The sequence below is a fragment of the Rhodococcus sp. PML026 genome (assembly GCF_000963615.1).
GTDB classification, from domain to species: domain Bacteria; phylum Actinomycetota; class Actinomycetes; order Mycobacteriales; family Mycobacteriaceae; genus Rhodococcoides; species Rhodococcoides fascians.
Window position 1 is genome coordinate 649,058 of the sequence record NZ_KQ031376.1, and the last position, 24,833, is coordinate 673,890.

Annotated in this window: 25 protein-coding genes; 14 read left to right on the plus strand and 11 right to left on the minus strand. The window is 65.1% G+C overall.

The window, feature by feature from the left end; translation table 11 throughout:
- The first annotated feature begins 6 nt into the window (after positions 1-6).
- Positions 7-1,500 (plus strand): carboxyl transferase domain-containing protein, encoded by a 1,494-nt coding sequence (locus VF34_RS22610; RefSeq protein ID WP_032372939.1) that lies wholly within the window; start codon positions 7-9, stop codon positions 1,498-1,500.
- 18 nt (positions 1,501-1,518) lie between these two features.
- Here VF34_RS22610 and VF34_RS25925 read toward each other — a convergent pair whose 3' ends face one another.
- Positions 1,519-1,950 (minus strand): hypothetical protein, encoded by a 432-nt coding sequence (locus VF34_RS25925; RefSeq protein WP_032372940.1) that lies wholly within the window; start codon positions 1,948-1,950, stop codon positions 1,519-1,521.
- A 192-nt stretch (positions 1,951-2,142) separates the two neighbouring features.
- Between VF34_RS25925 and VF34_RS22620 the strand changes: the two genes are divergently transcribed.
- On the plus strand, positions 2,143-3,999 hold the full coding sequence (locus VF34_RS22620) for a propionyl-CoA synthetase (protein ID WP_032372941.1): 1,857 nt from the start codon (positions 2,143-2,145) through the stop codon (positions 3,997-3,999).
- A gap of 70 nt (positions 4,000-4,069) precedes the next feature.
- A complete protein-coding gene (locus VF34_RS22625; RefSeq protein ID WP_032372942.1) occupies positions 4,070-4,972 on the plus strand; it encodes a DMT family transporter in 903 nt (300 codons plus the stop codon).
- A 6-nt stretch (positions 4,973-4,978) separates the two neighbouring features.
- On the opposite strand, the gene VF34_RS22630 is transcribed toward VF34_RS22625, so the two are convergent.
- A complete protein-coding gene (locus VF34_RS22630) occupies positions 4,979-6,307 on the minus strand; it encodes a cryptochrome/photolyase family protein (protein ID WP_032372943.1) in 1,329 nt (442 codons plus the stop codon).
- A gap of 151 nt (positions 6,308-6,458) precedes the next feature.
- Between VF34_RS22630 and VF34_RS22635 the strand changes: the two genes are divergently transcribed.
- The 3 genes from VF34_RS22635 to VF34_RS22645 are packed head-to-tail and all read left to right on the plus strand — an operon-like array spanning position 6,459 to position 8,701.
- Positions 6,459-6,665 (plus strand): hypothetical protein, encoded by a 207-nt coding sequence (locus tag VF34_RS22635; RefSeq protein WP_032365896.1) that lies wholly within the window; start codon positions 6,459-6,461, stop codon positions 6,663-6,665.
- Between the two features lie 9 nt (positions 6,666-6,674).
- Complete coding sequence (locus VF34_RS22640) at positions 6,675-7,403, plus strand: response regulator transcription factor (RefSeq protein WP_032372944.1); 729 nt, start codon at positions 6,675-6,677, stop codon at positions 7,401-7,403.
- Positions 7,400-8,701: a sensor histidine kinase gene (locus VF34_RS22645; protein ID WP_032372945.1), complete on the plus strand. Its 1,302-nt coding sequence runs from the start codon at positions 7,400-7,402 to the stop codon at positions 8,699-8,701. Before VF34_RS22640 ends, VF34_RS22645 begins: the two co-directional genes overlap by 4 nt.
- Positions 8,702-8,712: 11 nt before the next feature.
- Here the strand turns inward: VF34_RS22645 and VF34_RS22650 are convergent, their stop codons facing one another.
- Entirely contained in the window at positions 8,713-9,072 is a 360-nt protein-coding gene (locus VF34_RS22650; protein ID WP_027495932.1) for an FKBP-type peptidyl-prolyl cis-trans isomerase, read from the minus strand.
- A gap of 84 nt (positions 9,073-9,156) precedes the next feature.
- A complete protein-coding gene (locus tag VF34_RS22655) occupies positions 9,157-9,831 on the minus strand; it encodes a DUF2848 domain-containing protein (RefSeq protein WP_032372946.1) in 675 nt (224 codons plus the stop codon).
- Between the two features lie 130 nt (positions 9,832-9,961).
- On the opposite strand from VF34_RS22655, the gene VF34_RS22660 reads away from it, so the two are divergent.
- Positions 9,962-11,311, plus strand: a complete 1,350-nt coding sequence (locus VF34_RS22660) for an MFS transporter (RefSeq protein WP_032372947.1) — start codon at positions 9,962-9,964, stop codon at positions 11,309-11,311.
- Here VF34_RS22660 and VF34_RS22665 read toward each other — a convergent pair.
- The gene (locus tag VF34_RS22665; protein WP_032365894.1) at positions 11,283-11,924 is read right to left on the minus strand and encodes a GntR family transcriptional regulator; all 642 of its coding nucleotides are present in this window, start codon (positions 11,922-11,924) and stop codon (positions 11,283-11,285) included. The two genes, VF34_RS22660 and VF34_RS22665, sit on opposite strands and share 29 nt — an antisense overlap.
- 46 nt (positions 11,925-11,970) lie before the next feature.
- Here VF34_RS22665 and VF34_RS22670 point away from each other — a divergent pair, with 46 nt between their 5' ends.
- Complete coding sequence (locus VF34_RS22670) at positions 11,971-12,771, plus strand: carbon-nitrogen hydrolase family protein (RefSeq protein WP_027495928.1); 801 nt, start codon at positions 11,971-11,973, stop codon at positions 12,769-12,771.
- Between the two features lie 61 nt (positions 12,772-12,832).
- Here the strand turns inward: VF34_RS22670 and VF34_RS22675 are convergent, their stop codons facing one another.
- Complete coding sequence (locus tag VF34_RS22675; RefSeq protein ID WP_322544514.1) at positions 12,833-13,669, minus strand: alpha/beta fold hydrolase; 837 nt, start codon at positions 13,667-13,669, stop codon at positions 12,833-12,835.
- 38 nt (positions 13,670-13,707) lie between these two features.
- Here VF34_RS22675 and VF34_RS22680 point away from each other — a divergent pair, with 38 nt between their 5' ends.
- A complete protein-coding gene (locus tag VF34_RS22680; RefSeq protein ID WP_032372949.1) occupies positions 13,708-14,325 on the plus strand; it encodes a TetR/AcrR family transcriptional regulator in 618 nt (205 codons plus the stop codon).
- 198 nt (positions 14,326-14,523) lie between these two features.
- Here the strand turns inward: VF34_RS22680 and VF34_RS22685 are convergent, their stop codons facing one another.
- The 5 genes from VF34_RS22685 to pdxH all read right to left on the minus strand — a co-directional run bounded on the left by VF34_RS22685 (position 14,524) and on the right by pdxH (position 19,719).
- The gene (locus VF34_RS22685) at positions 14,524-15,822 is read right to left on the minus strand and encodes a citrate synthase (RefSeq protein ID WP_027495925.1); all 1,299 of its coding nucleotides are present in this window, start codon (positions 15,820-15,822) and stop codon (positions 14,524-14,526) included.
- A gap of 70 nt (positions 15,823-15,892) precedes the next feature.
- Positions 15,893-16,864 (minus strand): carbohydrate kinase family protein, encoded by a 972-nt coding sequence (locus VF34_RS22690; protein WP_032372950.1) that lies wholly within the window; start codon positions 16,862-16,864, stop codon positions 15,893-15,895.
- Complete coding sequence (locus VF34_RS22695; RefSeq protein WP_045842141.1) at positions 16,861-17,790, minus strand: aldose 1-epimerase family protein; 930 nt, start codon at positions 17,788-17,790, stop codon at positions 16,861-16,863. Before VF34_RS22695 ends, VF34_RS22690 begins: the two co-directional genes overlap by 4 nt.
- Positions 17,774-19,096, minus strand: a complete 1,323-nt coding sequence (locus tag VF34_RS22700) for an MFS transporter (RefSeq protein WP_045842142.1) — start codon at positions 19,094-19,096, stop codon at positions 17,774-17,776. The genes VF34_RS22695 and VF34_RS22700 overlap by 17 nt, the downstream gene beginning before the upstream one ends.
- A 5-nt stretch (positions 19,097-19,101) precedes the next feature.
- On the minus strand, positions 19,102-19,719 hold the full coding sequence (gene pdxH, locus VF34_RS22705; RefSeq protein WP_032372951.1) for a pyridoxamine 5'-phosphate oxidase: 618 nt from the start codon (positions 19,717-19,719) through the stop codon (positions 19,102-19,104).
- 134 nt (positions 19,720-19,853) lie between these two features.
- On the opposite strand from pdxH, the gene VF34_RS22710 reads away from it, so the two are divergent.
- The 5 genes from VF34_RS22710 to VF34_RS22730 all read left to right on the plus strand — a co-directional run bounded on the left by VF34_RS22710 (position 19,854) and on the right by VF34_RS22730 (position 24,768).
- Positions 19,854-20,972, plus strand: coding sequence for a citrate synthase 2 (locus tag VF34_RS22710; protein WP_032371300.1), 1,119 nt, complete (start codon positions 19,854-19,856; stop codon positions 20,970-20,972).
- Positions 20,973-21,041: 69 nt separating this feature from the next.
- Positions 21,042-22,163 (plus strand): phosphoserine transaminase, encoded by a 1,122-nt coding sequence (gene serC / locus VF34_RS22715; RefSeq protein ID WP_027495920.1) that lies wholly within the window; start codon positions 21,042-21,044, stop codon positions 22,161-22,163.
- Between the two features lie 91 nt (positions 22,164-22,254).
- Entirely contained in the window at positions 22,255-22,926 is a 672-nt protein-coding gene (locus VF34_RS22720) for a rhomboid-like protein (protein WP_032372952.1), read from the plus strand.
- A gap of 111 nt (positions 22,927-23,037) precedes the next feature.
- On the plus strand, positions 23,038-23,937 hold the full coding sequence (sepH, locus tag VF34_RS22725) for a septation protein SepH (protein WP_032372953.1): 900 nt from the start codon (positions 23,038-23,040) through the stop codon (positions 23,935-23,937).
- A gap of 123 nt (positions 23,938-24,060) precedes the next feature.
- Positions 24,061-24,768 carry a DUF6928 family protein gene (locus tag VF34_RS22730; RefSeq protein ID WP_442970699.1) on the plus strand — a complete coding sequence of 236 codons (708 nt, stop codon included), beginning with the start codon at positions 24,061-24,063 and terminating at the stop codon, positions 24,766-24,768.
- Positions 24,769-24,833 lie beyond the last annotated feature (65 nt).

The window sequence follows — 24,833 nt, forward strand, 5'->3', positions numbered from 1 at the left end:
CGCGCCATGAGCCCACGGACATCCGCCGCCGAGATTCTCGATTCCGTTCTCGACGGCGGATCGTTCGTGTCGTGGGACTCCACGCCCGTGGACGTCCATCCTGGGGAGTCCTATCTGAAGGATCTGGCCAAGGCTCGCGAGAAGAGTGGCGTCGACGAATCGGTGTTGACCGGCGAGGGCACCATCGACCGCCGACGCGTCGCGATCATCGCCTGCGAGTTCGCGTTTCTCGCCGGATCGATCGGAGTCGCGGCGGCCGAGCGCATCACCTCCGCCATCGAGCGCGCCACTGCAGAGGGCCTGCCACTCATTGCCTCCCCCACCTCCGGCGGCACGCGCATGCAGGAGGGAACGTTGGCCTTCGTGCAGATGGTCAAGATCGCCTCCGCCGTCACCGCACACAAAGCGGCGCACCTGCCGTATGTGGTGTATCTCCGCAATCCGACGACGGGAGGCGTTTTCGCATCCTGGGGTTCACTGGCCCACGTCACCGTCGCCGAACCCGAGGCCCTCATCGGGTTCCTCGGCCCGCGGGTGTATCAGGCTTTGTACGACAAGCCATTTCCCGATGGCGTCCAGACCGCCGAGAATTTGTACCAGCACGGTGTCATCGACGGTGTGGTGCCGGTCGAGCAATTGCGTCACTTGCTGATCCGCACGCTGCGAGTGATCGTCGACGCATCCGTGTGGACGGACGTTCCCGAAGTCGAACGTACGAGCATTCCCCAGCAATCGGCCTGGCACTTGGTGCAGTCGTCGCGCCGCGCCGATCGTCCAGGGATTCGGCAGATCATCGAACATGCTGCGGCCGAACATGTTCCGCTCAGCGGCACCGGCCAGGGCGAGGCCGACACCTCGATCCTGTTGTCCCTGTGCCGCATTCGCGGTGTCTCCTGCGTGCTGTTCGGCAACGACCGAAGCAGCAGCACCGCCACGGCAACGATGGGTCCGGCAGCACTACGAGAAGCTCGCCGCGGCGTGCGCCTGGCCGAGGAACTCCGGCTACCTCTGGTGCTCGTCATCGACACATTCGGCGCAGCACTGTCCAAGGAAGCCGAGGAGGGTGGTCTCGCTCCCGAGATCGCGCGGTCGATCTCCGACCTGGTCACCGTGAACACCCCGACGGTGTCGGTACTACTGGGCCAGGGCACCGGCGGCGGAGCACTCGCACTGCTGCCCGCGGACCGCGTCCTGTGTGCCCAGAATGCCTGGCTCGCACCACTTCCACCCGAGGGAGCCAGCGCCATCGTGCACCGCGATACCGCCCATGCACCGGACATGGCCGAGGCTCAGGGCATTCGGTCGGTCGACCTACTGCGCGACGGCATCGTCGACGCCATCGTTCCCGAACTCCCCGATGCAGCCGACGAACCGGCCGCGTTCTCCGGTCGCATCGCCGATGCCATTGTCCGCGAACTACGCGAGCTGTCGACCCTCGAAGCGGCAGCTCGGACGAGTGCGAGACTCGGCCGCTACCGCACTCTCGGGGTCGCCTTGTGAGTGGAAACTCGACCCCTGCTACGAGACCGGAGTGGAGCCTGCGGAACGACCGCAGGCTCCGCCGTGCACGTGCGAGGTCACGAGCGCTACTACGTCGCCCGCACGCAGGTCGGCTGGCAACTCGACCGGACTGACGCAACTGCGCCCCGGACCGTGCACGTCGACCTTGACCACCGGGCCCACCGAGTGCCGGTTGACCACTACTGCCTGCTGAAGATCACCGAACTCCGCATCGACGCCCACCTCGCCGGCGATGACCGACCGCACGCGAGTGATCAGAATCCGACCCCACTGCACCGGAGTGCCCTCGGCATCGGCCACATCCTCGAGCGCGACGCCGTCGACGGTGATGCGGCCGCACACACAGTGAGTGTCCTCTGGCCAGAGCGCTGGATCGCACCGCGACACATAGGCGGCACCGAGAGACGGAAGAATGTCCACAAGAGTCATGAGAAGAAGTCTTGCGCCGGGCGGTGGCGTCGAACAGGGGTGTTGACGCAATCTTGACGCCTCGGCCGTGAATCTTGACGGCGTGTGGGCACCAGTGCACACAACGACCGCCGGTCGACGGGATTCCGCCGGTCGTCGCCGGTAGTGCGCAACCCGGCCCGGACCACCCCACCTCGAACTACGCTCGCAGACATGAGTGGCGAGTATCGGCAGGCATTCGACAGCAGCATCGAGAACCGCGAGGATTTCTGGCTGGCGGCCGCGTCGGGAGTCGACTGGGACACCCCTCCCACCACGGCGTTCGACGGTTCGCAGTGGTTTCCCGGAGCCCGTCTCAACACGTGCGTCAACGCCCTGGATCGGCACGTCGACGCCGGCCACGGGGATCGGACCGCACTGATCTACGACTCGGCGATGCTCGGGCTCACCCGGAGCTACACCTACGCCGAACTTCTCGACCAGGTCGCGCGCTTCGCCGGGGTGCTGCGCGCGCAGGGCGTCGGACCGGGCGACCGCGTGGTCATCTATCTGCCGATGATTCCCGAGGCCGTCATCGCGATGCTCGCGTGTGCGCGACTCGGTGCGGTGCACTCGGTGGTGTTCGGCGGCTTCGCGGCCAAGGAGCTCGCAGCGAGAATCGACGACGCCGAGCCGGTGCTGCTGATCACCGCGAGCGGTGGGTTCGAGCCGGGTCGCGTCATCGAATACCTCCCCTTGGTGCAGCGCGCCCTGACGCTCACGACCGCGAACACACCGGCCGTGATCGTAAAATCACGAGAGGGCATTCCCGGCGAACACGAGTGGCTGGATTGGGACACCCTCATCGCCGACGCATCCGCCGCACAACCGGTTTCGATGGCGGCGACGGATCCGCTGTACATCCTCTACACGTCTGGTACGACGGGCAAGCCCAAGGGCGTGGTGCGCGACAACGGCGGTCATGCCGTCGCGTTGACGTGGTCGATGCGCAACATCTACGACGTGAATGCCGGTCAGGTGATGTGGACGGCCTCCGACGTCGGGTGGGTGGTGGGACACTCGTACATCGTCTACGGCCCGCTGTTCGCCGGTGCCACAACGGTTCTCTACGAGGGCAAGCCTGTCGGGACTCCCGATGCAGGCGCGTTCTGGCGGGTGATTCAGGACCACAGTGTGCGGGCCCTGTTCACCGCACCGACCGCGCTACGCGCCATTCGCAAGGTCGATCCGCACGCCGCCGAGCTCGAGAAATACGACACGTCCTCGCTCGAGACACTGTTCGTCGCCGGTGAACGCCTCGATCCCGATACGTACGAGTGGATTTCACGCACCCTCGATCGACCCGTCGTCGACCATTGGTGGCAGACCGAGACCGGGTGGGCCATCTGCGCCAACCTTCGCGGGCTGGAACCACTTCCGATCAAACCCGGATCGCCGACCGTGCCGGTACCGGGATTTCAGGTCGGTATCCTCGACGCGTCCGGTAATCCCGTGGACGCAGGCTCGGAGGGCAACATCGTCGTGCAGCTGCCACTGCCGCCCGGTGCACTGGTCGGACTGTGGAACGACGAATCACGTTTCCAGCGTTCGTATCTCGATACTTTCCCCGGTTACTACCTCACCGGCGACTCCGGTTACATCGACGCCGACGGGTACGTCTACGTACTCGGTCGCAGCGACGACGTCATCAACGTCGCCGGACACCGTCTGTCCACCGGATCGATGGAGGCGGTACTCGCCGGCCATCCGGCCGTCGCCGAGTGCGCCGTCATCGGTATTCACGACGACCTCAAAGGACAGCGTCCCAGCGGCTATGTAGTGCTCAAGGCCGGCGAGAACATCACCGAGGAACAGCTGCGCACCGAATTGGTGGCCATGGTTCGCGATCAGATCGGTGCGCTCGCAACGTTCCGCGACGTGACGATCGTCGGAGCGCTGCCGAAGACCCGATCGGGCAAGATCCTGCGGAAGACGATGCGTCAGATCGTCGCAGGCGAGGAATACGGCGTGCCGTCGACCATTGAGGATCCCGCAGTCCTCGATGCACTGGAGAAGCTACTCGGCAGATAGGCGGAAACCGAAGCAACCATGGCCGAAACCCGCGCGCCATGGGGCACTCCCGCACGATAGCGTCCTCGGCATGACAGATCTCGACACCCGCCCCGCCGTCGACTGGCTCGCACTCGGTGCGGTCACCGTCACGGTGATCTCGTGGGCCTCGGCCTTCGTCGCCATCCGCGGCGTCGGCGAGTCGTTCGGTGCCGGCCCACTCGCTCTGGGCCGGCTCCTCATCGGATCGTGCGCCCTCGGCGCGATCGTGCTGGTCAGGAGACAGTGGGTCAAGCCGAACCGCACGCAGTGGTTACAGATCGCCAGCGTCGGCGTGTTCTGGTTCGGCGTCTACAACGTCGCCCTCAACGCCGCCGAGCAACGTGTCGACGCCGGAACGACGTCGATGATCATTCAGATCGGCCCCATCCTGGTGGCGCTGTTCGCCGGTCTGCTTCTGGGCGAGGGCTTTCCGAAGTGGTTGGTGATCGGTGCCGGTATCGCGTTCGCCGGTGCCGTCATGGTCGGCGTCGTCACCGCCGTCACCACCACCTCGACCACCAGGACGGACGCCGACTTCCTCGGCATCGCACTGTGTCTCGTATCCGCAGTGACCTATGCGATCGGAGTACTCAGCCAGAAGCCGGTACTGCGCACGGTCCCCGGCCTGCAGGTCACCTGGATGGCCTGCACCATCGGGGCGGTCTGCACACTCCCGTTCGCGCCTGCTCTGCTCGACGACCTGTCCACCGCCTCGGCCGGAGCCACCGGCGGACTGCTCTACCTCGGCCTGGTTCCCACCGCGCTGGCGTTCAGCACCTGGGCCTATGCGCTGACGCGCATGAACGCAGGCAAGCTCGGCATCACCACGTATGCGGTGCCGCCGATCACCATCACTCTGGCCTGGTTGTTGCTCGGCGAGATACCGCACATTCTCGCCGTCGTCGGCGGTGTCATCTGCCTCGTGGGTGTCGGATTGTCCCGCAGGAGATAGCAGCCGTCACAGGGCCTTGAACCGAGCGATAGCAACCTCACGCTCGTGCTTGTGGTCGACGATCGGATCCACGTACTCCTTGGGTCGGCCGAACTTCAACGTGTGCACGGCTTTTCCCTCCTCACCGCGTAGCTCCGGCACCCAGCGCCGTACGTAATCGCCCGTCGGATCGAATTTCTCACCTTGGGTGATCGGGTTGAACACTCGAAAGTACGGCGAGGCGTCGGTACCGGTGCCCGCGGTCCACTGCCAGCCGTGCTGATTGTTGGCCAGATCGCCGTCGACGAGATGCTGCATGAAATAGCGGGCACCTCGCCACCACGGCAGGTGCAGGTCTTTGACGAGGAACGACGCGACGATCATACGGACTCGGTTGTGCATCCACTTCTCCGAGTTCAATTGCCGCATACCGGCATCGACGATCGGAAAGCCGGTCTCGCCCTTACACCAGGCCTCGAACAGCTCGTCGGCGTGCTTGCCCGAGTCCAGTTCGATCTTGTCGAACTTCTTGACGTAGTTCTCGCGCGCACTGTCGGGGCGCTGAAACAGGATGTCGGCGTAGAAGTCTCGCCAGCAGATCTGCCTCCGATACGCAGCGGCACCCTCGTTGCGGAGCTTGCCCAGGTCGGCCAGCATGGTTCGCGGATGAATGGTGCCGTACTTCAGATGCACCGACATCCGGCTCGTCGAATCGAGGTCGGGGCGGTTGCGTTCGTCGTCGTACTTCGAGACGTCGTCTAGAAAATCCTTCCACTGCGCCCGTGCGGCTTGCTCGCCTGCATCGGCGTCGGAGGTCTCGTTCTCGCTCGGAACTTTCGCCCTCTTCACGCCTTTCACGTGGTCGGGGTCGATCCACGTCACGGTTTTCGCGGACGTATCGGCCGGTCCGCGCCAACCGTGTTCCATCCACTGCCGTGAGTACGGCGTGAACACCTTGTACGGCTCACCGTCGTTCTTGGTGATCCGTCCGGGCGCAACGGCATACGGCGACCCGGTCTCGACCAGCGTCACCTTCTCGCCGACGCGCTGGTCCCGCTCCCGGCCGTACGGACCGTAATCGGCGCTGATGTGGACCTCGTCGGCGTCGATCGCCTTCGCCACTTTCGGCACCACCGTCTCGGGGTCGCCGTGCACCACCATCAGCCTGCCGTCGAGCTGCTCGTTCAGTGCCTCGAGCGACCGGAACAGGAAGTCCTTGCGCGGCCCGCCGGAGGGCTTCAGCAAACGGTCGTCCAGTACGAAGAGCCCCAGTACCGGATCCCCGGACTCGGCAGCGGCGGTGAGGGTGGGCAGATCCCCCAGTCGGAGATCACGGCGAAACCAAACGAGCGACATGCCGTCAGTCTTACCCAACCCGGCTACGAGCAACCCCCATCGCTGTTTCGGGGATTCTCAGAGAATCGCCAATCCATGCTCACCGCCGCCGCAACATCGGCCCCTACCTTGGGAAATACGCCGATCAGCCGCGAGCAGAGGAGAGAACATCATGACGAACATCCGCCCCTTCCCCGGTGCCCTCTCCCTCGTCGAGAGCACCTGCACGTTCGAGAAGTACTACGAGCAGCTCTATGCCAAGGCACCCGCCCTCGCCTGGACCCTCGACGCCGACGTCGATCGCCGCACGGCCCTGGAAGAATTCTTTGCCAAGACGCCCGAGGAGCGGCGTACCACCGTCGACAGCTGGGTTGCCTAGCATTGGGAGGTGACCGAATCGCCGAGCACCCCCGCCACCGTCCTCGTCGTCGACGATGACACCGATGTGTTGTCGTCGTTGCAGCGCGGCCTACGCCTGTCCGGCTTCACGGTCATCACGGCGTCGGACGGGGCCGAGGCGCTCGGCGTCGTGTCGCGCACCTCGCCCGACGCGATCGTGCTGGACATCAACATGCCGGTGCTCGACGGCGCAAGCGTCGTGACTGCATTGCGCGCCATGGGGAACGACATTCCGATCTGTGTTCTCAGCGCCCGCAGCTCTGTGGACGATCGCATCGCGGGTCTCGAATCCGGTGCCGACGATTACCTCACCAAACCGTTCGTGCTCGCCGAGCTGGTGGCCCGCATCAGGGCCATGCTCCGACGGCGCGGCACCAGTCCTGTCCTTCCGGCAGCCGATCCCGGTATCCCCAATTCGGCTGTCGCCGTGGGCACTTTGGTTGTCGATATCGCGGGGTACCGAGTGCACCGCGGCGGCGTCGACATCGATCTCACGAAGCGCGAGTTCGAGTTGCTGGCCATTCTTGCTCGCAACAAGGGCGTCGTACTGACGCGTGAGCGACTCCTCGAATTGGTCTGGGGCTACGACTTCGTCGCCGACACCAACGTCGTCGACGTGTTCGTCGGCTATCTACGCCGCAAACTCGAGAGCGACGGCTCGCCGCGCATCCTGCACACCGTCCGCGGTGTGGGCTTCGTCGTGCGGGAGTCGGTATGAGTTTCTCGCTTCGCGCCCGGGTCGCGGCGGCGACGGCCCTCGGTGCCACCCTTGTCGTGGCGGCCCTGGCCGTGGTGACGTCGGTGGCCATTTCCCGCAACAACGTCAACCAGCTCGACGAGCGTCTGACGACGGCATCGCAGGTGCTGGTCCCGAACTCGTCGACGCTGGAAGCCTTCATCGATCAGCTGTCCGGAGCGTTCGCTGTCACCATTCGCAGCGGAGACATCGTCGTCGCCTCGACTCCTACGCGGTTGCCCGCCCTCGACACCGGTTCTCAGACAGTGGATGTGGACGGTCAGCGGTTTCGGGTCTACACCGCGACCTCGACCGTGGTCTCGTCCGTGTCCATCTCCATCGGTGTCCCGGCCATCGAGGCGCAGCAGGTGACCGACGAGCAACAGAGACAGGTGATCCTGCTGGGGCTGGCTGCGGTCGCCGTGTCGACGGGCCTGGGTTGGCTGTTCGGAGGACGTGCCGTCAGACCGCTGGTGACGCTGACGCGGCAGGTCAGCGCTCAGCCTCCGTCGGCGCCGCAGACCCGAACCGGAGTCACCGAGGCCGACGAGCTCGCGGTCGCGATCGGGGGCATGCTCACTCGACTGAACGAGGCACAGGAACGCACCAATGCCGCCCTGGACACGGCGCGCGATTTTGCGGCCGTGTCGGCCCACGAGTTGCGCACCCCGTTGACTGCGATGCGTACCGACATCGAAGTGTTGCGCACCCTCGATCTCGAACGCGCGCAGCAACAGGAAATTCTGACCGACCTCGAGCGCACTCAGGGCCGAGTCGAGACGACCCTGACCGCGCTCGAACGATTGGCATCGGGTGAATTGTCCAGCGAGGGCGACCGGGTCGAGACCGACATCATCGACATCTGCGACGTCGCCGCGCAGGATGCGCAGCGTCAGCACCCGGGTCTGGACGTTCGGGTGGAGTCGGAACCGGAGTGCGAGATCACGATTCGCGCACTCCCCACCGGAGTTCGACTCGCGGTGGACAACGGGATCGGCAACGCCGTCCGGCACGGCGGGGCGAGCACCGTCGTCATTCGCGTCGAGCGCGCGGACGCGCTGGTCCGAATCCTGATCGACGACAACGGATCCGGCGTTCCGGTGGACGAACGCGAGTCGGTGTTCGGACGCTTCGAGCGTGGAGCCGGAGCCGCGAAGGGCGGCTCCGGCCTCGGTCTCGCGCTGGTGGCCCAGCAGGCCGAATTGCACGGTGGCCGCGCATATCTGGCAGACAGCCCCCTCGGGGGTGCCCGATTGGTGCTCGAGCTACAGGACCGCTGACGAGAGATCTGCTACTTGACGTCGAGCAGATCGATGACGAAGACGAGCGTCTTGCCGGACAGACGGTGACCTGCGCCGGCGGGGCCGTATGCGAGCTCCGGCGGGATGGTGAGCTGGCGGCGTCCGCCGACCTTCATCCCGGGGATGCCGTCCTGCCAGCCCTGAATGAGGCCTCGGAGCGGGAACTGGATGGACTCGCCGCGGTTCCAGGACGAGTCGAACTCCTCGCCGGTGTCGAACTCGACGCCGACGTAGTGCACCTCTACGTTTCCGCCCGGTACTGCCTCTGCGCCGTCACCTTCGACGAGGTCGACCGTCACCAGATCCAACGGTGCCGGTCCGGCTTGAAATTCGATCACTGGCTTCGTCACTGAAGTCTCCTGCGGTTGTGCCGGCCCGCCGACGCCGACTGCGGTGTTCTGGGCATGGTCGGCACCGATTTTACGTCGTCACGGTCAGCCGATCGGAGCTGGCATCGACATCGTCTTGTATTCGCAGGTCAGCGTATTGCCGGTTGCGGGGTCGGCCATCTCGACCTTCCAGGTGTCGGCGAACTGGTTCACACCGGGGTGCATCGAGATGGTGCCGGAGATCAACACGGTTCCACGGGTGAACAGTCCACGGTCGGCGAGCACGTCGAGCCAGTAGTGCGGAGCGAGAAGATCACCGAGTGTTCCGGTCTGAATTGCGACGCCGTCCGCCCACGCGGTCAAGGTGATCTCGTCCAGCCGATCGGCGACCTCCGACAGACGCCACGCGCCGGTGCCGAGCACATCGGGAGCCGCGTTCTTGCTCCACGCGACACTGTGCACCTCCAGGTCACGGTCGGTGTGATCGCAGGCGACCGTCAGCAGCACGTCGTCGATCGTGTCGCCCAGGATCACCAGCGCCCACTCGGCCTCGCCCGACGTACGGCCGTGCTGGACGGCAACGGCGTCCGTCTGCTGCGCCAGGTACGGCGAAATGGGATACAGCGCCGGGGTCACCGTCGGAGCCGGAACGCCCAGTTCGGCCAGCTCCGCGATGTGCGACGCCACCTCCTCCTGGTTGCGTCCGGCGTACCCGGCGTTGAGCAACGCGTTCACCTCGACCGATTCGGAGGTGCCGTCGGGCAGCGTGAATGTGAGCATCAGTAAGGACCCTCTCCTCGTAAATTTTCTGTTTCCGATGCGCACAAAGGCTTGCGCATACGTCTTGTATACAGCAAGTATGGAGCACGTACAACGGATAGAGTGATCCCAGGCACACGAAGGAGTCGTCATGACCGAACCTGTTTCGGTAGATAGAAAAGGCCTGGCCAAGGCCTTTGCGGCCAGCCTCACCGGAACGGCATTGGAGTGGTACGACTTCGCGGTCTACTCGGCCGCCGCAGCTCTGGTGCTTCCGCTGGTCTTCTTCCCGGACAGCGACCCACTGACCGGGACTCTGCTGGCTTTCTCGACATACGCGGTCGGGTACGTCGCCCGTCCGGTCGGAGGGTTCGTCTTCGGCCGGCTCGGCGACGTCATCGGACGAAAACAGCTCCTCGTCATCACCCTGATGTTGATCGGCGTCACGACCTTCGCCATCGGTCTGATCCCCGGATACGACTCCATCGGCATCGCGGCACCGATCATTCTCGTCACGATGCGCTTCTGTCAGGGCGTTGCCGTCGGCGGCGAATGGGGCGGAGCCGTTCTCCTGTCGAGCGAATACGGCGATCCCCGCAAACGCGGATTCTGGTCTTCCGCAGCACAGATCGGACCACCCGCGGGCAACCTGCTCGCCAACGGTGCACTTGCCGTTCTGACGCTGACATTGACCGACCAGCAGTTCGAGTCCTGGGGATGGCGCGTGGCGTTCCTGTTCTCCGCGGTACTCGTCGGATTCGGTCTGTGGATCCGGTTGAAGCTCGAGGACACCCCGGTGTTCAAGGCGCTGCAGGAAAGCGGCGAACGTTCCGAGGCACCGATCAGCGAAGTGTTCAAGACCGAACTGCGACCCCTGGTGGCAGGCATCATGTCTCGTGTCGCGCCGGACGTCATCTACGCACTGTTCACCGTCTTCTCGATCACCTACGGCACACAGAAGTTGGGCTTCGAGCGCAGTGAGGTACTGACCGCCATTCTGATCGGGTCGGCATGCCAACTCGGCCTGATCCCGCTCGCCGGAGCAGTGTCCGACCGCATCAACCGACGCCTCGTCTACGGCGTCGCAGCCGTGGGCGGTGTCGCGTGGAGTGCGATCTTCTTCCTCGTCATCGGCGGAGGATCGCTACCGCTGCTGATCCTGGGTGTGGTGGTGGGCCTGGCGTTCCACTCGTTCATGTACGGGCCACAGGCAGCATTCGTCACCGAGCAGTTCAGCGTTCGATTGCGCTCGACCGGCAGCTCGTTGGCGTACACGATCGCCGGTGTCTTCGGTGGTGCGATGGCTCCGCTGATCTTCGTCTACCTGTTGGACAAGACGGACAGCTGGGTGCCGATCGCCGGGTACATCGTCGTTGTCGGCGCCGTGACACTCGTCGGCCTCGCCCTCGGACGCAACCCGGACCCCACCGAGGACGAGCACTACGTGCTGCTGGGCCAGCAGCACGAAAATGCTACGCGCGCAACAGAGTCTGAAGCGTGACCTCGAGGTGAGCGTCGATCTTCTCGTGCACCAGGCCCTCGTCGCCGGCACTCAGTGCGTCGATGATGGCCTGGTGCTCGGCGCACACTCGGTGTTGCCGGTTGGCGGCGGTGAACAACGCACTCAAGCCCACTCGGAGCTGACGCGCCCGCAAACCGGCATACGTGCGCGAGAGCAGATCACTGCCCGCCGAATCGATCAAACTCTGATGGAACGTCCCGTCCCAGTCGATGAATTCCTTGGGAGCGTCGGTGCTGTCGGAATTCATCAGCAGCTCCTGCTGATGCAACGCATGCTGCATCGCCGCGATCGGAGCGTCACCGGCACGCAGCGCCCGCGACGCCGCGTGCCGTTCCAGAACGCCTCGCAGATCCATCAATTCGGCGATCTGCCGTCCGGACATCGCCGGCACATGAGCACCGCGCTTGGGCACCATCTCGACCAGACCCTCGGACTGCAGCATCAGCAACGCCTCACGGACCGGCGTGCGCGATACGCCGATTCGAGTCGCAAGTTCCTGTTCGTTCAGAAAAGTGCCGGTGGCGGCCGGTGACGACAACACCTGATCACGGACGAACTGGTACGCCTTGTCCCTCCCCGACAGTGGTTGCATACGATATGTATACCTGTCTTCCCCCGACGAAACCAGGAGTCACACCGTGAGCTCGACTATCCGCATCAGCCTGGCCCAGATCACCAGTGGCGAAAACCCCACCGAGAACCTCGAACTCATCGAGACCCACACCCGCGCCGCGGCGCACGCAGGCTCGGACCTCGTCGTGTTCCCGGAGGCGATGATGCGCTGCTTCGGCGGACCCATCCGAAAGTTCGCGCAGCCACTGGACGGCGAATGGGCACAGACCGTTCGTCGGATCGCGTCCGACGCCGGCATCACCGTCGTCGCCGGAATGTTCACTCCCGCGCCCGACGACAGAGTGACCAACACACTGCTCGTCACCGGCCCGGGCGTCGAGGCGAGCTACGACAAGATTCATCTGTTCGACGCGTTCGGATTCGCCGAATCCGATACCGTCGCACCGGGTTCCGACCCGCTCGTGCTCGACATCGCGGGAGTCCGCGTCGGCTTCGCGACCTGCTACGACATTCGCTTCCCTGCCCTGTTCCAGAAACTCGGCGACCTCGGTGCCGAACTCGTCGTGGTACCGGCGTCCTGGGGATCGGGTGACGGCAAAGTGGAGCAGTGGACCCTGCTCGCCCGCGCACGCGCCCTGGACTCGACCACTTTCATCGCGGCCTGCGATCAAGCCGAACCTGCTGCCGCCGAAGGCAATGCCCCACTGGGCGTCGGCCACAGCATCGTCTGCTCCCCCACCGGCGAGATCCTCGGCCAACTCGACGCGACACCCGGCATGCTGACGATCGACATCCATACCGAGCTGGTCGACGCCGTGCGCAAGAACCTGCCAGTGCTGAAGAACCGCAAGCACTTCGACGCCTGAGCGCGCCGCGAACTCGAAGTTATGGACGAATTCTGGCCCAAATCCGTCCATAACCTCGAGTTCAGCGAGGATCTGCGCGCCTGGACCAGAACTCGTCGACCACCTCGGCCAATCGATCCGGCTGCTCCAACGCCGGTATCACCCGCGCGCCGCTGACGGTGGCCTCGCGCGCATCGACCATCGTGGCGACCACGGCGCGGGCCTCCTCCGGCGTCCATTCACCACGATCGTCGGTGGTGACGAACAGCGTCGGACACGTCAAGGCCTGTGCAGCCCAATTCAAGTCCGTTCGATTCAGAATCGCCGTTTTGATGGCCAGGATGGTCGCCCGACGGCCCGCCCGCCCGATTGTGTCGCGCAGCAACTGCACCGCCTCGGGGTCGTGAGCTCGGGAATGATCGGTGAAAATGGTTTCCTCGATGGCCGATCGCACCGGGCCACGAAGCCCGACAAGGCGATACAGCGGCAGCAGCATGCGGACCTTGCGACGCAACGCCTCGTCGATGGGATGCGTCGGCGCACTGATCGCAACGAGGGTCGAGATCAGATCCGGTCGTCGCGCGGCTACCTCCATACCGACATGACCACCCCAGGCATTTCCGACCCAATCGACGCTGCCGAATCCCCATCGGCGCTGCATCTCTTCGAGTAGTTCGACAGCGGCATCGGCACACGCCGAGATATCGGCGGCTTCGCTCAACGGGTCGCTCGAACCACAGGATGGGGCGTCGACCAGGTGCACAGTCCGAGTTGCAGCCAGCTCCGACAGGACGCGATCCCAGCTCGAGGAGTCGACGAACATGCTGTGCCACAGCACAACCGGCGGTCCCGTGCCCGTCACTCGGACGGTTAACCGACCGAGTCGAGTAGGAAAGTGGTATTCGTTCATATTTAACATTACACAGCGTAATCTCAATTATGTCTAGACTGCATCTCATGGCCAGGACTTACTCGTCGGACCTGCGCACCGAGCGCGCTCGACTCAACCGCGCCGCAGTGATCGACGCCGCACATGCGATGTTCTTGAGTCGAGGATGGGTCGCCACCACCATGGCCAACGTCGCGTCGGAGGCCGGTCTGACCCGGCAGACCGTCTACCAACAATTCGACGGCAAGCTCGCGTTACTGGACGGATGCATCGACAGTGCGCTCTCGAACGGCCTGGACTCGCCCGTCCGCCAGTTGCCGGACTACGAGAAGATGGGCACCGGAACGTTCGAGGAACGACTCGTCGCCGGCGCGGCGTGGCTCCGCGGGGCACATGAGCGATCCGCGGCCATACAACACGTGCTGGACGAGGCCGCAGTAGTGGATCCAGTTGCTGCGCAGCGGCTCTCGGTCCGAGAGAAAACGCGATGGGACGAGAACCGTTGGGCAGCAGGGCTGATTCTCGACGGTCCTCCGCCGGACATCGTCGTCGACGCCATGTGGTTGCTCACGGCTCGCTCGGTGTGGCTGAGATTGACCCGCGAGCGCGGATGGACCTCCGAGCAATGGGAGCAGTGGTTCATCGCACACGCTCGGACAGAATTGCGGCCGCGAACTCGAAGTTAGGGACGAATTCCGGCCGAATCTCGTCCATAACTTCGAGTTCGCCGGGACACCAAGCCCCGTCACGCGCCGAGTTCGCAGTTGTGTCGACGAAACAGCCCATATCGCCTGCGTAACTGCGAACTCGGCGGGATACGCAGGCCGACAACGACAACGCCGCCGGCTCCCGAGGGAGTCGGCGGCGTTGTCGTGCAGCAAGAACTAGCGGGAGCTGACGTCCTGGTAGTCGCGCTCGGTGTAGCCGGTGTAGATCTGGCGCGGACGGCCGATCTTGCCCGTGGTGTCCTCGTTCTGCTCGCGCCAGTGCGCGATCCAGCCCGGGAGACGGCCCATCGCGAACAACACCGTGAACATGCGCGGCGGGAAGCCCATCGCGCGGTAGATCAGGCCGGTGTAGAAGTCGACGTTGGGGTACAGCTTGCGCTCGACGAAGTAGTCGTCGGTGAGCGCGGTCTCTTCGAGCTTGAGTGCAATCTCGAGCAGTTCGTCGCCGTTGCCCAGCTTGCCCAGGATCGTGTGTGCGGTTTCCTTGACCAGCGTCGCGCGCGGATCGAAGTTCTTGTACACCCGGTGTCCGAAGCCCATGAGCTTGACGCCGTCTTCCTTGTTCTTCACTCGACGCAGGAAGTCGGTGGCGTCGCCGCCCTCGGCCTTGATCTTGTCGAGCATCTCGAGCACGGCCTGGTTGGCACCGCCGTGCAGCGGGCCCCACAGCGCGTTGATGCCGCCGGAGATCGAGGTGAAGAGGTTGGCCTGCGAGGATCCGACGAGGCGGACCGTCGACGTCGAGCAGTTCTGCTCGTGGTCGGCGTGCAGGATGAGCAGCATGTCGAGTGCTTTGACGATCTCGGGATCGACCTCGTACGGCTCGGCGGGGAAGCCGAACGTCATGCGCAAAAAGTTCTCGACCAGGCTCTTCGAGTTGTCCGGGTAGAGGAACGGCTGACCGACCGACTTCTTGTAGGCGTAAGCCGCGATGGTCGGCAGCTTGGCCAGCAGACGGATGGTGGAGAGCTCGACCTGCTCGGGATCGTTCGGCTCGAGCGAATCCTGGTAGTACGCCGACAGTGCGTTGACCGCGCTCGACAGCACCGGCATCGGGTGGGCGTTGCGCGGGAAGCCGTCGAAGAAACGCTTGAGGTCCTCGTGCAGCAACGTGTGGCGACGGATGCGGTCGGTGAACGTCTCGAGCTCGTCCTCGGACGGCAGCTCCCCGTAGATCAACAGGTAGCTGACCTCGATGAACGACGACTTGCCCGCAAGCTGTTCGATCGGGTAACCGCGGTAGCGCAGGATCCCCGCGTCACCGTCGATGTACGTGATGGCCGACTTGGTGGACGCGGTGTTGACGAACCCGCCGTCCAGCGTCGTGTAGCCGGTGGTCGCCAGCAGCTTTCCCAGCTCGATACCGTTGTTGCCTTCACTGGCCTCGGCAATCGACATGGAATATTCGCCACCGGGGTAGGTGAGGGTGGCTTTGGCATCATTCTCAGCGGGCACGAATGGTCCCTCTCGAACTCGTGTAACGGACACGTACTTAAAACGGACAGTTCTAACGTCGCTAGTGAAACTAGTCTCTCGGTGCCTCGGACGCCCAGGGAGGGTCGGCACCGGGTCGTGAAACCGTGATCGCGGCTGCCGTGGCAGCGAACGAAAGAGCTTGCCGCCAATCCTCCCCGGTCATCTCCTGTACCGCTTTCGATGTGATAATGGTCTCTTTTTCCAGGTAGCTCAACAGTGCGCCGTGCACGGTGTCACCAGCGCCGATCGTGTCGACGACGTCGACGGCCACTCCAGGCACCGAGATTTCGTCGGCTGCGACAACCCCAGACGCCGGGGCCTCCTCGGGTGCGGTGAACACGGAGATGCCGTCGCCGCCGCGGGTCATGACCACCGCGGTGACTCCAGCCGCGAGCCAGTCGTCGACGGTTGTCCCCTGGGTTCCGAGCCCCAACCAGTACGAGTCGTCCTCGGACACCTTGAGAATGTCGATGCTCGGCAGCCACGAACGGAAGCGGTCACGGAAGCCGTCGGCAGTGATATCTCCACTGGTGCTGTCGATGGCGGCCGGCCGAATGTTGGGGTCGAGCATCGTGAGCTTGCCCGCCGCCCGCGCCCGGTGCAGCAAGCCCGCGTACATCGACGCGCCGGGCTCGTAGAGCAGAGACAACGTGCCGAACGAGAGAACACTGATCTCGTCCGGCAGATCACCGGGATCGGCGACGAGGCGATCGGCGGTGCCGTCGGCATAGAACGAATACTCGGCGCTGCCGTCCTCGGCGAGAGTGGTCATCGCCAGCGTCGTCGGCTCGTCGCCGCGCTGCACCCACGAGATGTCGACGCCTGCGTCGCGCAGACTCGCCAGGATCTGCTCACCGAAGGGGTCGCGCGAGATGCGCGAAAGATACGCCACGGGCGAACCCAACCGACCGATCGAGATCGCGACGTTGAACGGTCCACCGCCGAGCTTGGGCGAGAGCAGCGGCCCCTCGTGCACCGGGACCAGATCGACCAGGGCCTCGCCGCACACCAGAATCGTCACTTCTCGTACCTCATTCCCCAGGTGCCCGACCAGGTTTGCCCCGGCTCGAGCACGACCAGATCGATCTCGGAGTTCAACGCATCGGGCGGACACGTCATCGGTTCGATGGCCAACGCGCGTCCCCGATCCGGGTACGCCTGATCGTTGGCGGGATCGGCGGTGAACACCTGCACCCACCCGAAGTTGCTGTCGGTCCACAGCACCGTCGCGGTGCCGTCGGGACCACGCAGTGTGTGCTTCGCGCGTCCGTCTACGTCCGGCACCGCGGCACTGAACGGAGTGTCGAGCTGCACGCCCTCGAGGTTCCGAGGCTGCCGAAAGTCGTACTCGGTATCGGCCGTCGGCACCGAAAGCCCTACGGGCAGATTGCGTACCGGATCGAGCGGCAGCCGCGTACCCGCGGACAGTTCGAGCGTGCATTCGTCGAGGGGTACGTCCCCCACACGCACGTAGGTATGGAATCCCATTCCGTACGGCGCAGCCGATTCGCCCGTGTTCGTCGCCGACGCGGTCACCGTCAGACCGTCGTCGGACAGCTCGTGTGCCACCGTCAATCGCAACGAGAACGGCCAACCCTCGTGCGTACCGATGTCCACGCTCTGCTCGACGCGAGACTCGGTGTGCTCGTCGAGAGTCCACTCCACCCGTCGGACGAAACCGTGGCTCGCGTTGTTGCGGGCCGGTTCGGTGATCTCCAACCGATGTTCGACGCCTTCGAACGTGAACGTTCCGTCGGCCGTTCGATTGGGCCACGGGGCCAACACCAGTCCCGCCGACAGCGGCGGCTTGGTGCCCGCCTCCCACGTTTCGGTGAGCGGTGAGCCGTCGTACTCGAGGACCCGCAGGCCCGCTCCGACAGCAGCAACGTCGGCGCGATACTTGCCGCTCGTCAACGAATACGTCTGCGCCTCAGCTGTGGGAGCCATGCGAGCCATTGTCCACCACGGTGTCGTCCACCGTCTTGCTACCGACGATTGCGCCCACTCGGTAGCGAATGAATGCCGGTAGCGCGAGGGCCGCGATCGAGACACCGATGACCACCAGCACACCGCCTCCTGCGGCGGCCGCGGCCGTCCCCACCGAGGCCGCTGCCGCGCCGTGCAGAACATCGCCGATCCGGGGCCCTCCCGCGACGACGACGATGAAGACGCCTTGCAGTCGGCCGCGCATCTCGTCGGTCGCCACCGTCTGCAGCATCGTGCTGCGGAACGCCGCCGAGATCATGTCGGCACCACCACCGAGCGCCAGAAACGCCAGTGCGAACCACAGGGCAACCGTCGTCGCTCCGTCGGTCGCCGCACCGACGGCGAGCCCGAATCCGATCATCGCCACGCCCCAGACGACGATGCAGATCAACACCGCAAGGCCTTGACGCCGCACGCGCGGTAGCCAACCGGAGAACACTCCACCGAGCACCGCTCCCGCGGACATCGCCGCGAACAGCATGCCGAGCACGGGCCCACCCGAGGCCGGGTCCCCGAAACTGTCGTGGGCGATCTGCGGGAACAGCGCCCGGGGCATTCCGAACACCATGGCGATGATGTCGACGACGAAGGACGCCAGCAGCACCTTCTGGGTCGCGAGATACGCGAAACCCTCGAACACCGAACGTAATCCGGCGCGTTGACCGGACTTGGCCGGCGGAATGCCCGGCAGCCTGATCACCGCCCACAGCGTGGCGAACAGTGCGATGGTGTCGATCAGGTAGAGCGTCTCCAGTCCGATGTAGTAGATGAGGATGCCTGCACTGAGCGGACCGGCGATGGCGCCGAAGTTCATCACCGTCATGTTCAGAGAGTTCGCGGCGGGCAGCTGCCCCGCGGGCAGGATTCGCGGCAGTACCGCACTGCGGGTCGGCTGATTGACGGCGAAGAAGGCCTGTTGAATTGCCAACAGCACCAACACGACCCACACGTTGTTCAGTTCCAGGAACGCCTGCAACCAGAACAGGGCCGATGTTCCGATCAAACCGAACGTGGTGATCATCAACAAGGTTCGGCGGTCCATCACGTCGGCGAGCGCCCCGCCCCACAGCCCGAACACGATGAGGGGCACCAGGGCGAACACGCCCGTCAAGCCGACGTAGGCCGAGCTCAAGGTGATCTGATAAACCTGTTGCGGCACAGCGACGATCGAGAGCTGCGCGCCGATGACGGTGACGATGTTCGCCAGCCACAGGCGGCGATATGCGGGAGTCTTCAGCGGGGTCGTGTCGGCCAGGATGCCGCGCAGCCCGCTCACGGTTGCAGTCGCTCGATCACACCGCTCGCCGGCATCACTCGAATTCTGTTGTGCATCCGGCTGGTTCGACCCTGCCAGAATTCGACGATCTCCGGTTCGACGCGGATGCCGCCCCAGTTCGGCGGTACCGGCACCTCGCGTCCGTCGAACGTCGCGGTGACCTCGGCCAGTTGCGCGGCGAGAGCGTCGCGAGACACGACGGTTCGCGATTGCTCCGACGCCCATGCGCCCAGCTGCGAGCCGCGCGGTCGCGTCCGCCAGTACGCCTCGGTGGTGTCGCGGTCGACTCTAATGACCGGTCCGCGGACGGTGAGCTGACGGGCGATGCCGATCCACGGAAAGGTGATGGACGCGTACGGCGTCGACGCCAATGCGCGGCCCTTGTCCGAGTCGTAGTTGGTGTAGAACACCACGCCCTCGGCGTCGAGGTCCTTGCACAGGACGGTGCGGGTCGCGGGCCTACCGGCAGCGTCGACCGTCCCGAGCACGATCGCGTTGGGCTCGGGCAGATTCGCAACAACGGCGTCCGAGAGCCACTGCCGGGCCAGTGGCAACCAGCCGTCGCTCAGGGCGTCGACGTCGAGATCCTTGGGCTCGCCGTAGTCCACTCGCATGGTGGCCAGGCGCTGTTCGTCTGCAGACACGAACCCAGACGCTACTCCCGCGTAAAAGCTCGCTATGGTTTCCGCAAGCACGCCCGGATGCGGCGCAGAGCCGGGCGCAGTCGCGACGAGGGAGTCCACAGACCATGGCTGTTCAACACGTTCCCGAAGATTTCGTTCCCGGTCTCGAAGGTGTGGTCGCCTTCACCTCCGACATCGCCGAGCCCGACAAGGACGGCGGCGCACTGCGTTACCGCGGAGTCGACATCGAGGAACTGGTTGCACAGGGCGTCACCTTCGGCGATGTGTGGGCGCTGTTGGTCGACGGGGAATTCGGCCGCGGCCTGCCACCGGCCGAGCCGTTCCCCCTGCCCATCCACACCGGTGACGTCCGCGTCGACGTGCAAGCAGGCCTGGCGATGCTCGCTCCGATCTGGGGGTATCAGCCGGTACTCGACATCGACGACAGCACCGCCCGCGACAACCTGGCCCGCGCCTCGGTGATGGCGCTGTCCTACGTCGCGCAGTCCGCTCGCGGGATCTACCAGCCCGCTGTGCCCCAGAGCCGCATCGATCAGGCGGCCACCGTGACCGAGCGCTTCATGGTCCGCTGGAAGGGCGAGCCCGACCCCGCCCACGTCGCCGCCATCGACGCCTACTGGGTGTCGGCCGCCGAACACGGCATGAATGCATCGACGTTCACCGCCCGCGTCATCGCCTCCACCGGAGCAGACGTCGCAGCATGCCTCTCCGGAGCCATCGGCGCGATGTCCGGCCCACTGCACGGCGGCGCGCCGGCCCGCGTACTGCCCATGATCGAAGAAGTCGAGAAGACCGGCGACGCCCGCGCGCTGATCACCGGAATCCTCGACCGCAAGGAAAAGCTCATGGGCTTCGGGCACCGCGTCTACCGCGCCGAGGACCCCCGAGCCCGCGTCCTGCGCGCCACCGCCAAGCGCCTGAACGCTCCGCGCTACGAGGTTGCCGCCGCGCTCGAACAAGCCGCGTTGACGGAACTGCGCGAACGCCGCCCCGATCGTGCCATCGAGACCAACGTCGAGTTCTGGGCCGCCGTGATCCTCGACTTCGCCGAGGTACCCGCGCACATGATGCCCGCGATGTTCACCTGCGGACGCACCGCCGGCTGGTGCGCTCACATTCTCGAGCAGAAACGCCTGGGCAAGTTGGTGCGCCCGGCAGCCCTTTACACCGGCCCCGAACCGCGCACCCCCGACTCCGTCGACGGCTGGGAGCTGATCCGGTAGTCGACGGTGTCATGACACCCGACTAGCCTGTGGAGGCCATATTCCATCGACGCTAGGACGCGCTACTCCATGGCCGATTTGCCGATCATTCCCGCCGATCTTCTTCCCGCCGACGGACGCTTCGGTTGCGGCCCGTCCAAGGTTCGCCCCGAGCAGCTGCAGTCCCTGGTCGACGTCGGTGCGTCCGTGTTCGGCACCAGCCACCGGCAGAAGCCCGTCAAGGACGTCGTCGGACGCGTGCGCAGTGGTCTGAAAGACCTGTTCTCGCTCCCCGAGGGCTACGAGGTCGTCCTCGGCAACGGTGGTACCACCGCGTTCTGGGATGCCGCTGCGTTCGGTCTCATCCGGGAGAAGTCGCTGCACCTGACCAACGGTGAGTTCAGCTCGAAGTTCGCCTCGGTGGCCAAGAACAACCCGTTCATCGGCGATCCGATCGTCGTCAAGGCAGAGCCCGGCAGCGCGCCCGAGCCCACGTCGGATCCGTCCGTGGACCTCATCGGTTGGGCCCACAACGAGACCTCGACGGGCGTGGCCATCCCGGTCAGCCGTCCGGCCGGCTCGGAGAACGCCCTCATCGCGATCGACGCCACCTCCGGTGCCGGCGGACTGCCGGTGAACGTCGCCGATTCCGACGTCTACTACTTCGCTCCGCAGAAGTGCTTCGCCGCCGACGGCGGCCTGTGGGTCGCGCTGATGAGCCCGGCCGCTCTCGCCCGCGTCGACGAGATCGCCTCCAGTGGCCGGTGGGTTCCGGACTTCCTGTCGTTGCCGATCGCCGTCGACAACAGCAGCAAGGACCAGACCTACAACACCCCCGCAGTGGCGACGCTTCTGCTCTTCGCAGACCAGATCGAGTGGCTCAACAGCAAGGGCGGCCTGGATTGGGCCACGAAGCGGACTGCGGACTCGTCCTCACGCCTGTACGACTGGGCCGAGAACAGTGAATTCGCAACGCCGTTCGTGACGAACCCGGATCACCGCAGCCAGGTCGTCGGAACCATCGATTTCGACGAGAAGGTCGACGCGGCCCAGGTTGCGAAGATCCTGCGCGCCAACGGCGTCGTCGACACCGAGCCGTACCGCAAGCTCGGCCGCAACCAGCTGCGTGTCGGTATGTTCCCGGCCATCGAGCCGGACGACATCACCGCACTGACCAAGAGCATCGACTGGGTCGTCTCCACGCTGAGCTAGTCGGCAGCCAACTCACAGCTACAGCGCTCCCTTCGAGGCCTACACTTGCTATCAATTACGCAAGCGTAACGACCTCGGAGGGAGCGTTCGTATGTCCAGGCTCCTGTCCGTCGTTCTACGACTGCGGGTGACTCTCGCGTTCTGCCTGCTCACAGCCGCAGGAACCGTCACTCTCGGGCAGATCGGGCCGCACGATCGTTGGCATGTGCTGCACGCCGCGAGCACCAACCTGCATAATCTCACGGACGGTCATCTCGCCACGCTCGTCACCAGCGCCTTCCTCACCGAAGGCCGGCCCGATTGGTGGTGGCTCGCCTCGGTCGCCATCCTGTTCGCCGTCGCCGAGTGGGTCTCGGGGTGGCGCCGGTTTCTGCTCACGTTCTCCGCCGGGCACATCGGCGCGACGGCACTGGTGGCTGTCGGGTTGTTCGTCGGCATCCACGTCGACTGGTTTGCCGACTCGTTGGCCGTAGCCGTCGACGTCGGGGTCAGTTATGCCGCAGCTGCGGTGGCGGGGTCCTTGATTCGATACCTGACGATGCCGTGGCGCGCAGTGTGGGGCGCATTGTGGATCGCCGTTGTCGCCGCCGGAGCCATCACCGATCCCTCGTTCACCGCTGCCGGCCACGCACTGGCGCTGATCATCGGGCTCGGACTCGGCGTATTCTTTCTTCGTCGAGATTCAATGCCGTTGTCGCGCAATCGAATCGACTCGACTTCGGCCGATCGGGTGCAACCGAGCGCGCAGCTGTCTACTCTCTGAGAAAGAAACCGACGCCACCGCCGCGAGGCGTGTCGGACACCCGCCGAATACGGTAGGTGAACTAGGCTCGAATTCGACGGTATCGCGAGCCGGCGCGATGAGGAGGTCAAGGTGCGAGACTTACGTGTGGTGGGTCTCGAGGCCGACGGAAAGTTCGTCGTGTGCGCAGATCCCAAAACCGGCGACAGATTCCGGCTTCCAGCCGACGACAAACTCCGCGCAGCCTCACGCGGAGACATCGCTCGACTAGGACAGATTGAGATCGAAATGGACAGTTTGCTCCGGCCGAAGGAAATCCAGGCCCGTATCCGCAGCGGCGCGACCATCGAACAGGTCGCCGCAGATTCCGGAATGGCCATCAGCCGAGTCGAGGTGTTCGCGCACCCCGTACTGCTCGAGCGTTCGCAGGCAGCGTCGATGGCCCAGGCCGGACATCCGCTGCGGCACGACGGCCCGGCTGTGCAGACCCTGCTCGACATCGTCACCCTCGCCTTCCGCGCTCGCGGACACAACCTCGACGACGCGGCCTGGGACGCCTGGCGCGACGAGGACAACAAGTGGGTCGCCCAGCTGAAGTGGCAGGCAGGGCGCACCACGAACAAAGCGCACTGGCAGTTCTTGCCCGACGGTCACGGCGGCACCATCGCTCCACTCGACGACACCGCACGCGAACTGATCGACCCGGACTTCGGACGTCAACTTCGCGGCCTGGCCCCGGTACGTGCACTTGCCTCCGCCGAGGACTCCGACGACGAGACCTCGCAGCAGAGTTTCGACGAGTACTACGGCACCACCGCCGACAGCGAGATCGACGCCGAGACCATCGACGTCGAGGTGGACGATGCGCCGACTCCCGAGCCCGAGCAGCCGCGCGAACCTGTGGCGAGGGAGCCCAGGCCCGCACCCAAGCCTGCCGCCGGTCACACCAGCGGCAAGGACAAGCGCGGCAAGCCGGCCATGCCATCGTGGGAAGACGTCCTGCTCGGTGTGCGCAGCAGCGGTCACAACTGAGTTATTCGTGTGACCGATGTGCCGCGCGATGTCGGAGTGTCGACACCCACACCGTAGGCTTCGATGGAAGTCACGGAGAGAGAGGTGCCGGTAGTGGGGGCCAAAGCATCAACGATCTGGTACGTGGACGCACCGGATCCCATATCGGTACTGCGAGAAGCCACCACCTCCGACTGGAACGCCGCCAGTGCGCTCGTCGGACGGCTCTACCCCCATCTCACGGCCGTCCCTCTCGAGCAGGGTCCCATCTCGACCTCGGCGGGTGTGGACGACGATCACGTGTTCATCGGGTGCTACCCCGGCGTCACCGTCGTCTGCGGATCCAACTTGTCGGTGCCCACGCCGTCGACCCTTCCCGAATCCGTCACCCGCCCACTGGCCTCCGAGCACACCTACCTCGTCGCCTCGGACCCCGAGCATGCCTGGGGTGCGTTCGCCTACTGGGAGCGCGGTGAATTCCGACGCTCGTTCAGCGCCACCCCCGTCTACATCTACGAGGACGTGGGGCTGCCTCTGGTGTGGGAGCGTCCGTTCTGGGCCGGTGACCACCCGCTGATCTATCCGCCCGGAGTGATGCCGGATCCGCAGTCACTGCCGTTCCACCCCCAGGAATTCGCCGAAGCCGCAAACGCCGAATGGCTCGGCTTCCGCTACACCGGTGGCCCGAAGCCCGGCGAGCTCGACCCGAATGCGCTGCCTGTCTGCGGTTTCACCATGTACGTGCCGGGCCAAGAGCCGCAGCCCCAGAACGTTCCGGTCCAGAATGCGCCCGCAGCGGACTCGGCCGAGCCCGCACCGCGACCGAAGAAGCGCTGGTTCTCCCGCAAATAGTGGCTCGGGTGGGCACCGTTGCACACAACGACCGCCGGCCGACGGGATTCCGCCGATCGTCGCCG

Excerpts from the sequence above, each read along its gene's own strand:
- VF34_RS22720 (WP_032372952.1), top strand. The coding sequence starts at position 22,255 with ATGTCCAGGCTCCTGTCCGTCGTTCTACGACTGCGGGTGACTCTCGCG.
- pdxH (WP_032372951.1), bottom strand. The coding sequence starts at position 19,719 with ATGCGAGTGGACTACGGCGAGCCCAAGGATCTCGACGTCGACGCCCTG.
- VF34_RS22625 (WP_032372942.1), top strand. The coding sequence starts at position 4,070 with ATGACAGATCTCGACACCCGCCCCGCCGTCGACTGGCTCGCACTCGGT.
- VF34_RS25925 (WP_032372940.1), bottom strand. The coding sequence starts at position 1,950 with ATGACTCTTGTGGACATTCTTCCGTCTCTCGGTGCCGCCTATGTGTCG.
- VF34_RS22680 (WP_032372949.1), top strand. The coding sequence starts at position 13,708 with ATGGCCAGGACTTACTCGTCGGACCTGCGCACCGAGCGCGCTCGACTC.
- VF34_RS22695 (WP_045842141.1), bottom strand. The coding sequence starts at position 17,790 with ATGGCTCCCACAGCTGAGGCGCAGACGTATTCGTTGACGAGCGGCAAG.
- serC (WP_027495920.1), top strand. The coding sequence starts at position 21,042 with ATGGCCGATTTGCCGATCATTCCCGCCGATCTTCTTCCCGCCGACGGA.
- VF34_RS22645 (WP_032372945.1), top strand. The coding sequence starts at position 7,400 with ATGAGTTTCTCGCTTCGCGCCCGGGTCGCGGCGGCGACGGCCCTCGGT.
- VF34_RS22635 (WP_032365896.1), top strand. The coding sequence starts at position 6,459 with ATGACGAACATCCGCCCCTTCCCCGGTGCCCTCTCCCTCGTCGAGAGC.
- VF34_RS22660 (WP_032372947.1), top strand. The coding sequence starts at position 9,962 with ATGACCGAACCTGTTTCGGTAGATAGAAAAGGCCTGGCCAAGGCCTTT.
- VF34_RS22620 (WP_032372941.1), top strand. The coding sequence starts at position 2,143 with ATGAGTGGCGAGTATCGGCAGGCATTCGACAGCAGCATCGAGAACCGC.
- VF34_RS22675 (WP_322544514.1), bottom strand. The coding sequence starts at position 13,669 with ATGTTAAATATGAACGAATACCACTTTCCTACTCGACTCGGTCGGTTA.
- VF34_RS22610 (WP_032372939.1), top strand. The coding sequence starts at position 7 with ATGAGCCCACGGACATCCGCCGCCGAGATTCTCGATTCCGTTCTCGAC.
- VF34_RS22655 (WP_032372946.1), bottom strand. The coding sequence starts at position 9,831 with ATGCTCACATTCACGCTGCCCGACGGCACCTCCGAATCGGTCGAGGTG.
- VF34_RS22665 (WP_032365894.1), bottom strand. The coding sequence starts at position 11,924 with ATGCAACCACTGTCGGGGAGGGACAAGGCGTACCAGTTCGTCCGTGAT.
- VF34_RS22630 (WP_032372943.1), bottom strand. The coding sequence starts at position 6,307 with ATGTCGCTCGTTTGGTTTCGCCGTGATCTCCGACTGGGGGATCTGCCC.
- VF34_RS22710 (WP_032371300.1), top strand. The coding sequence starts at position 19,854 with ATGGCTGTTCAACACGTTCCCGAAGATTTCGTTCCCGGTCTCGAAGGT.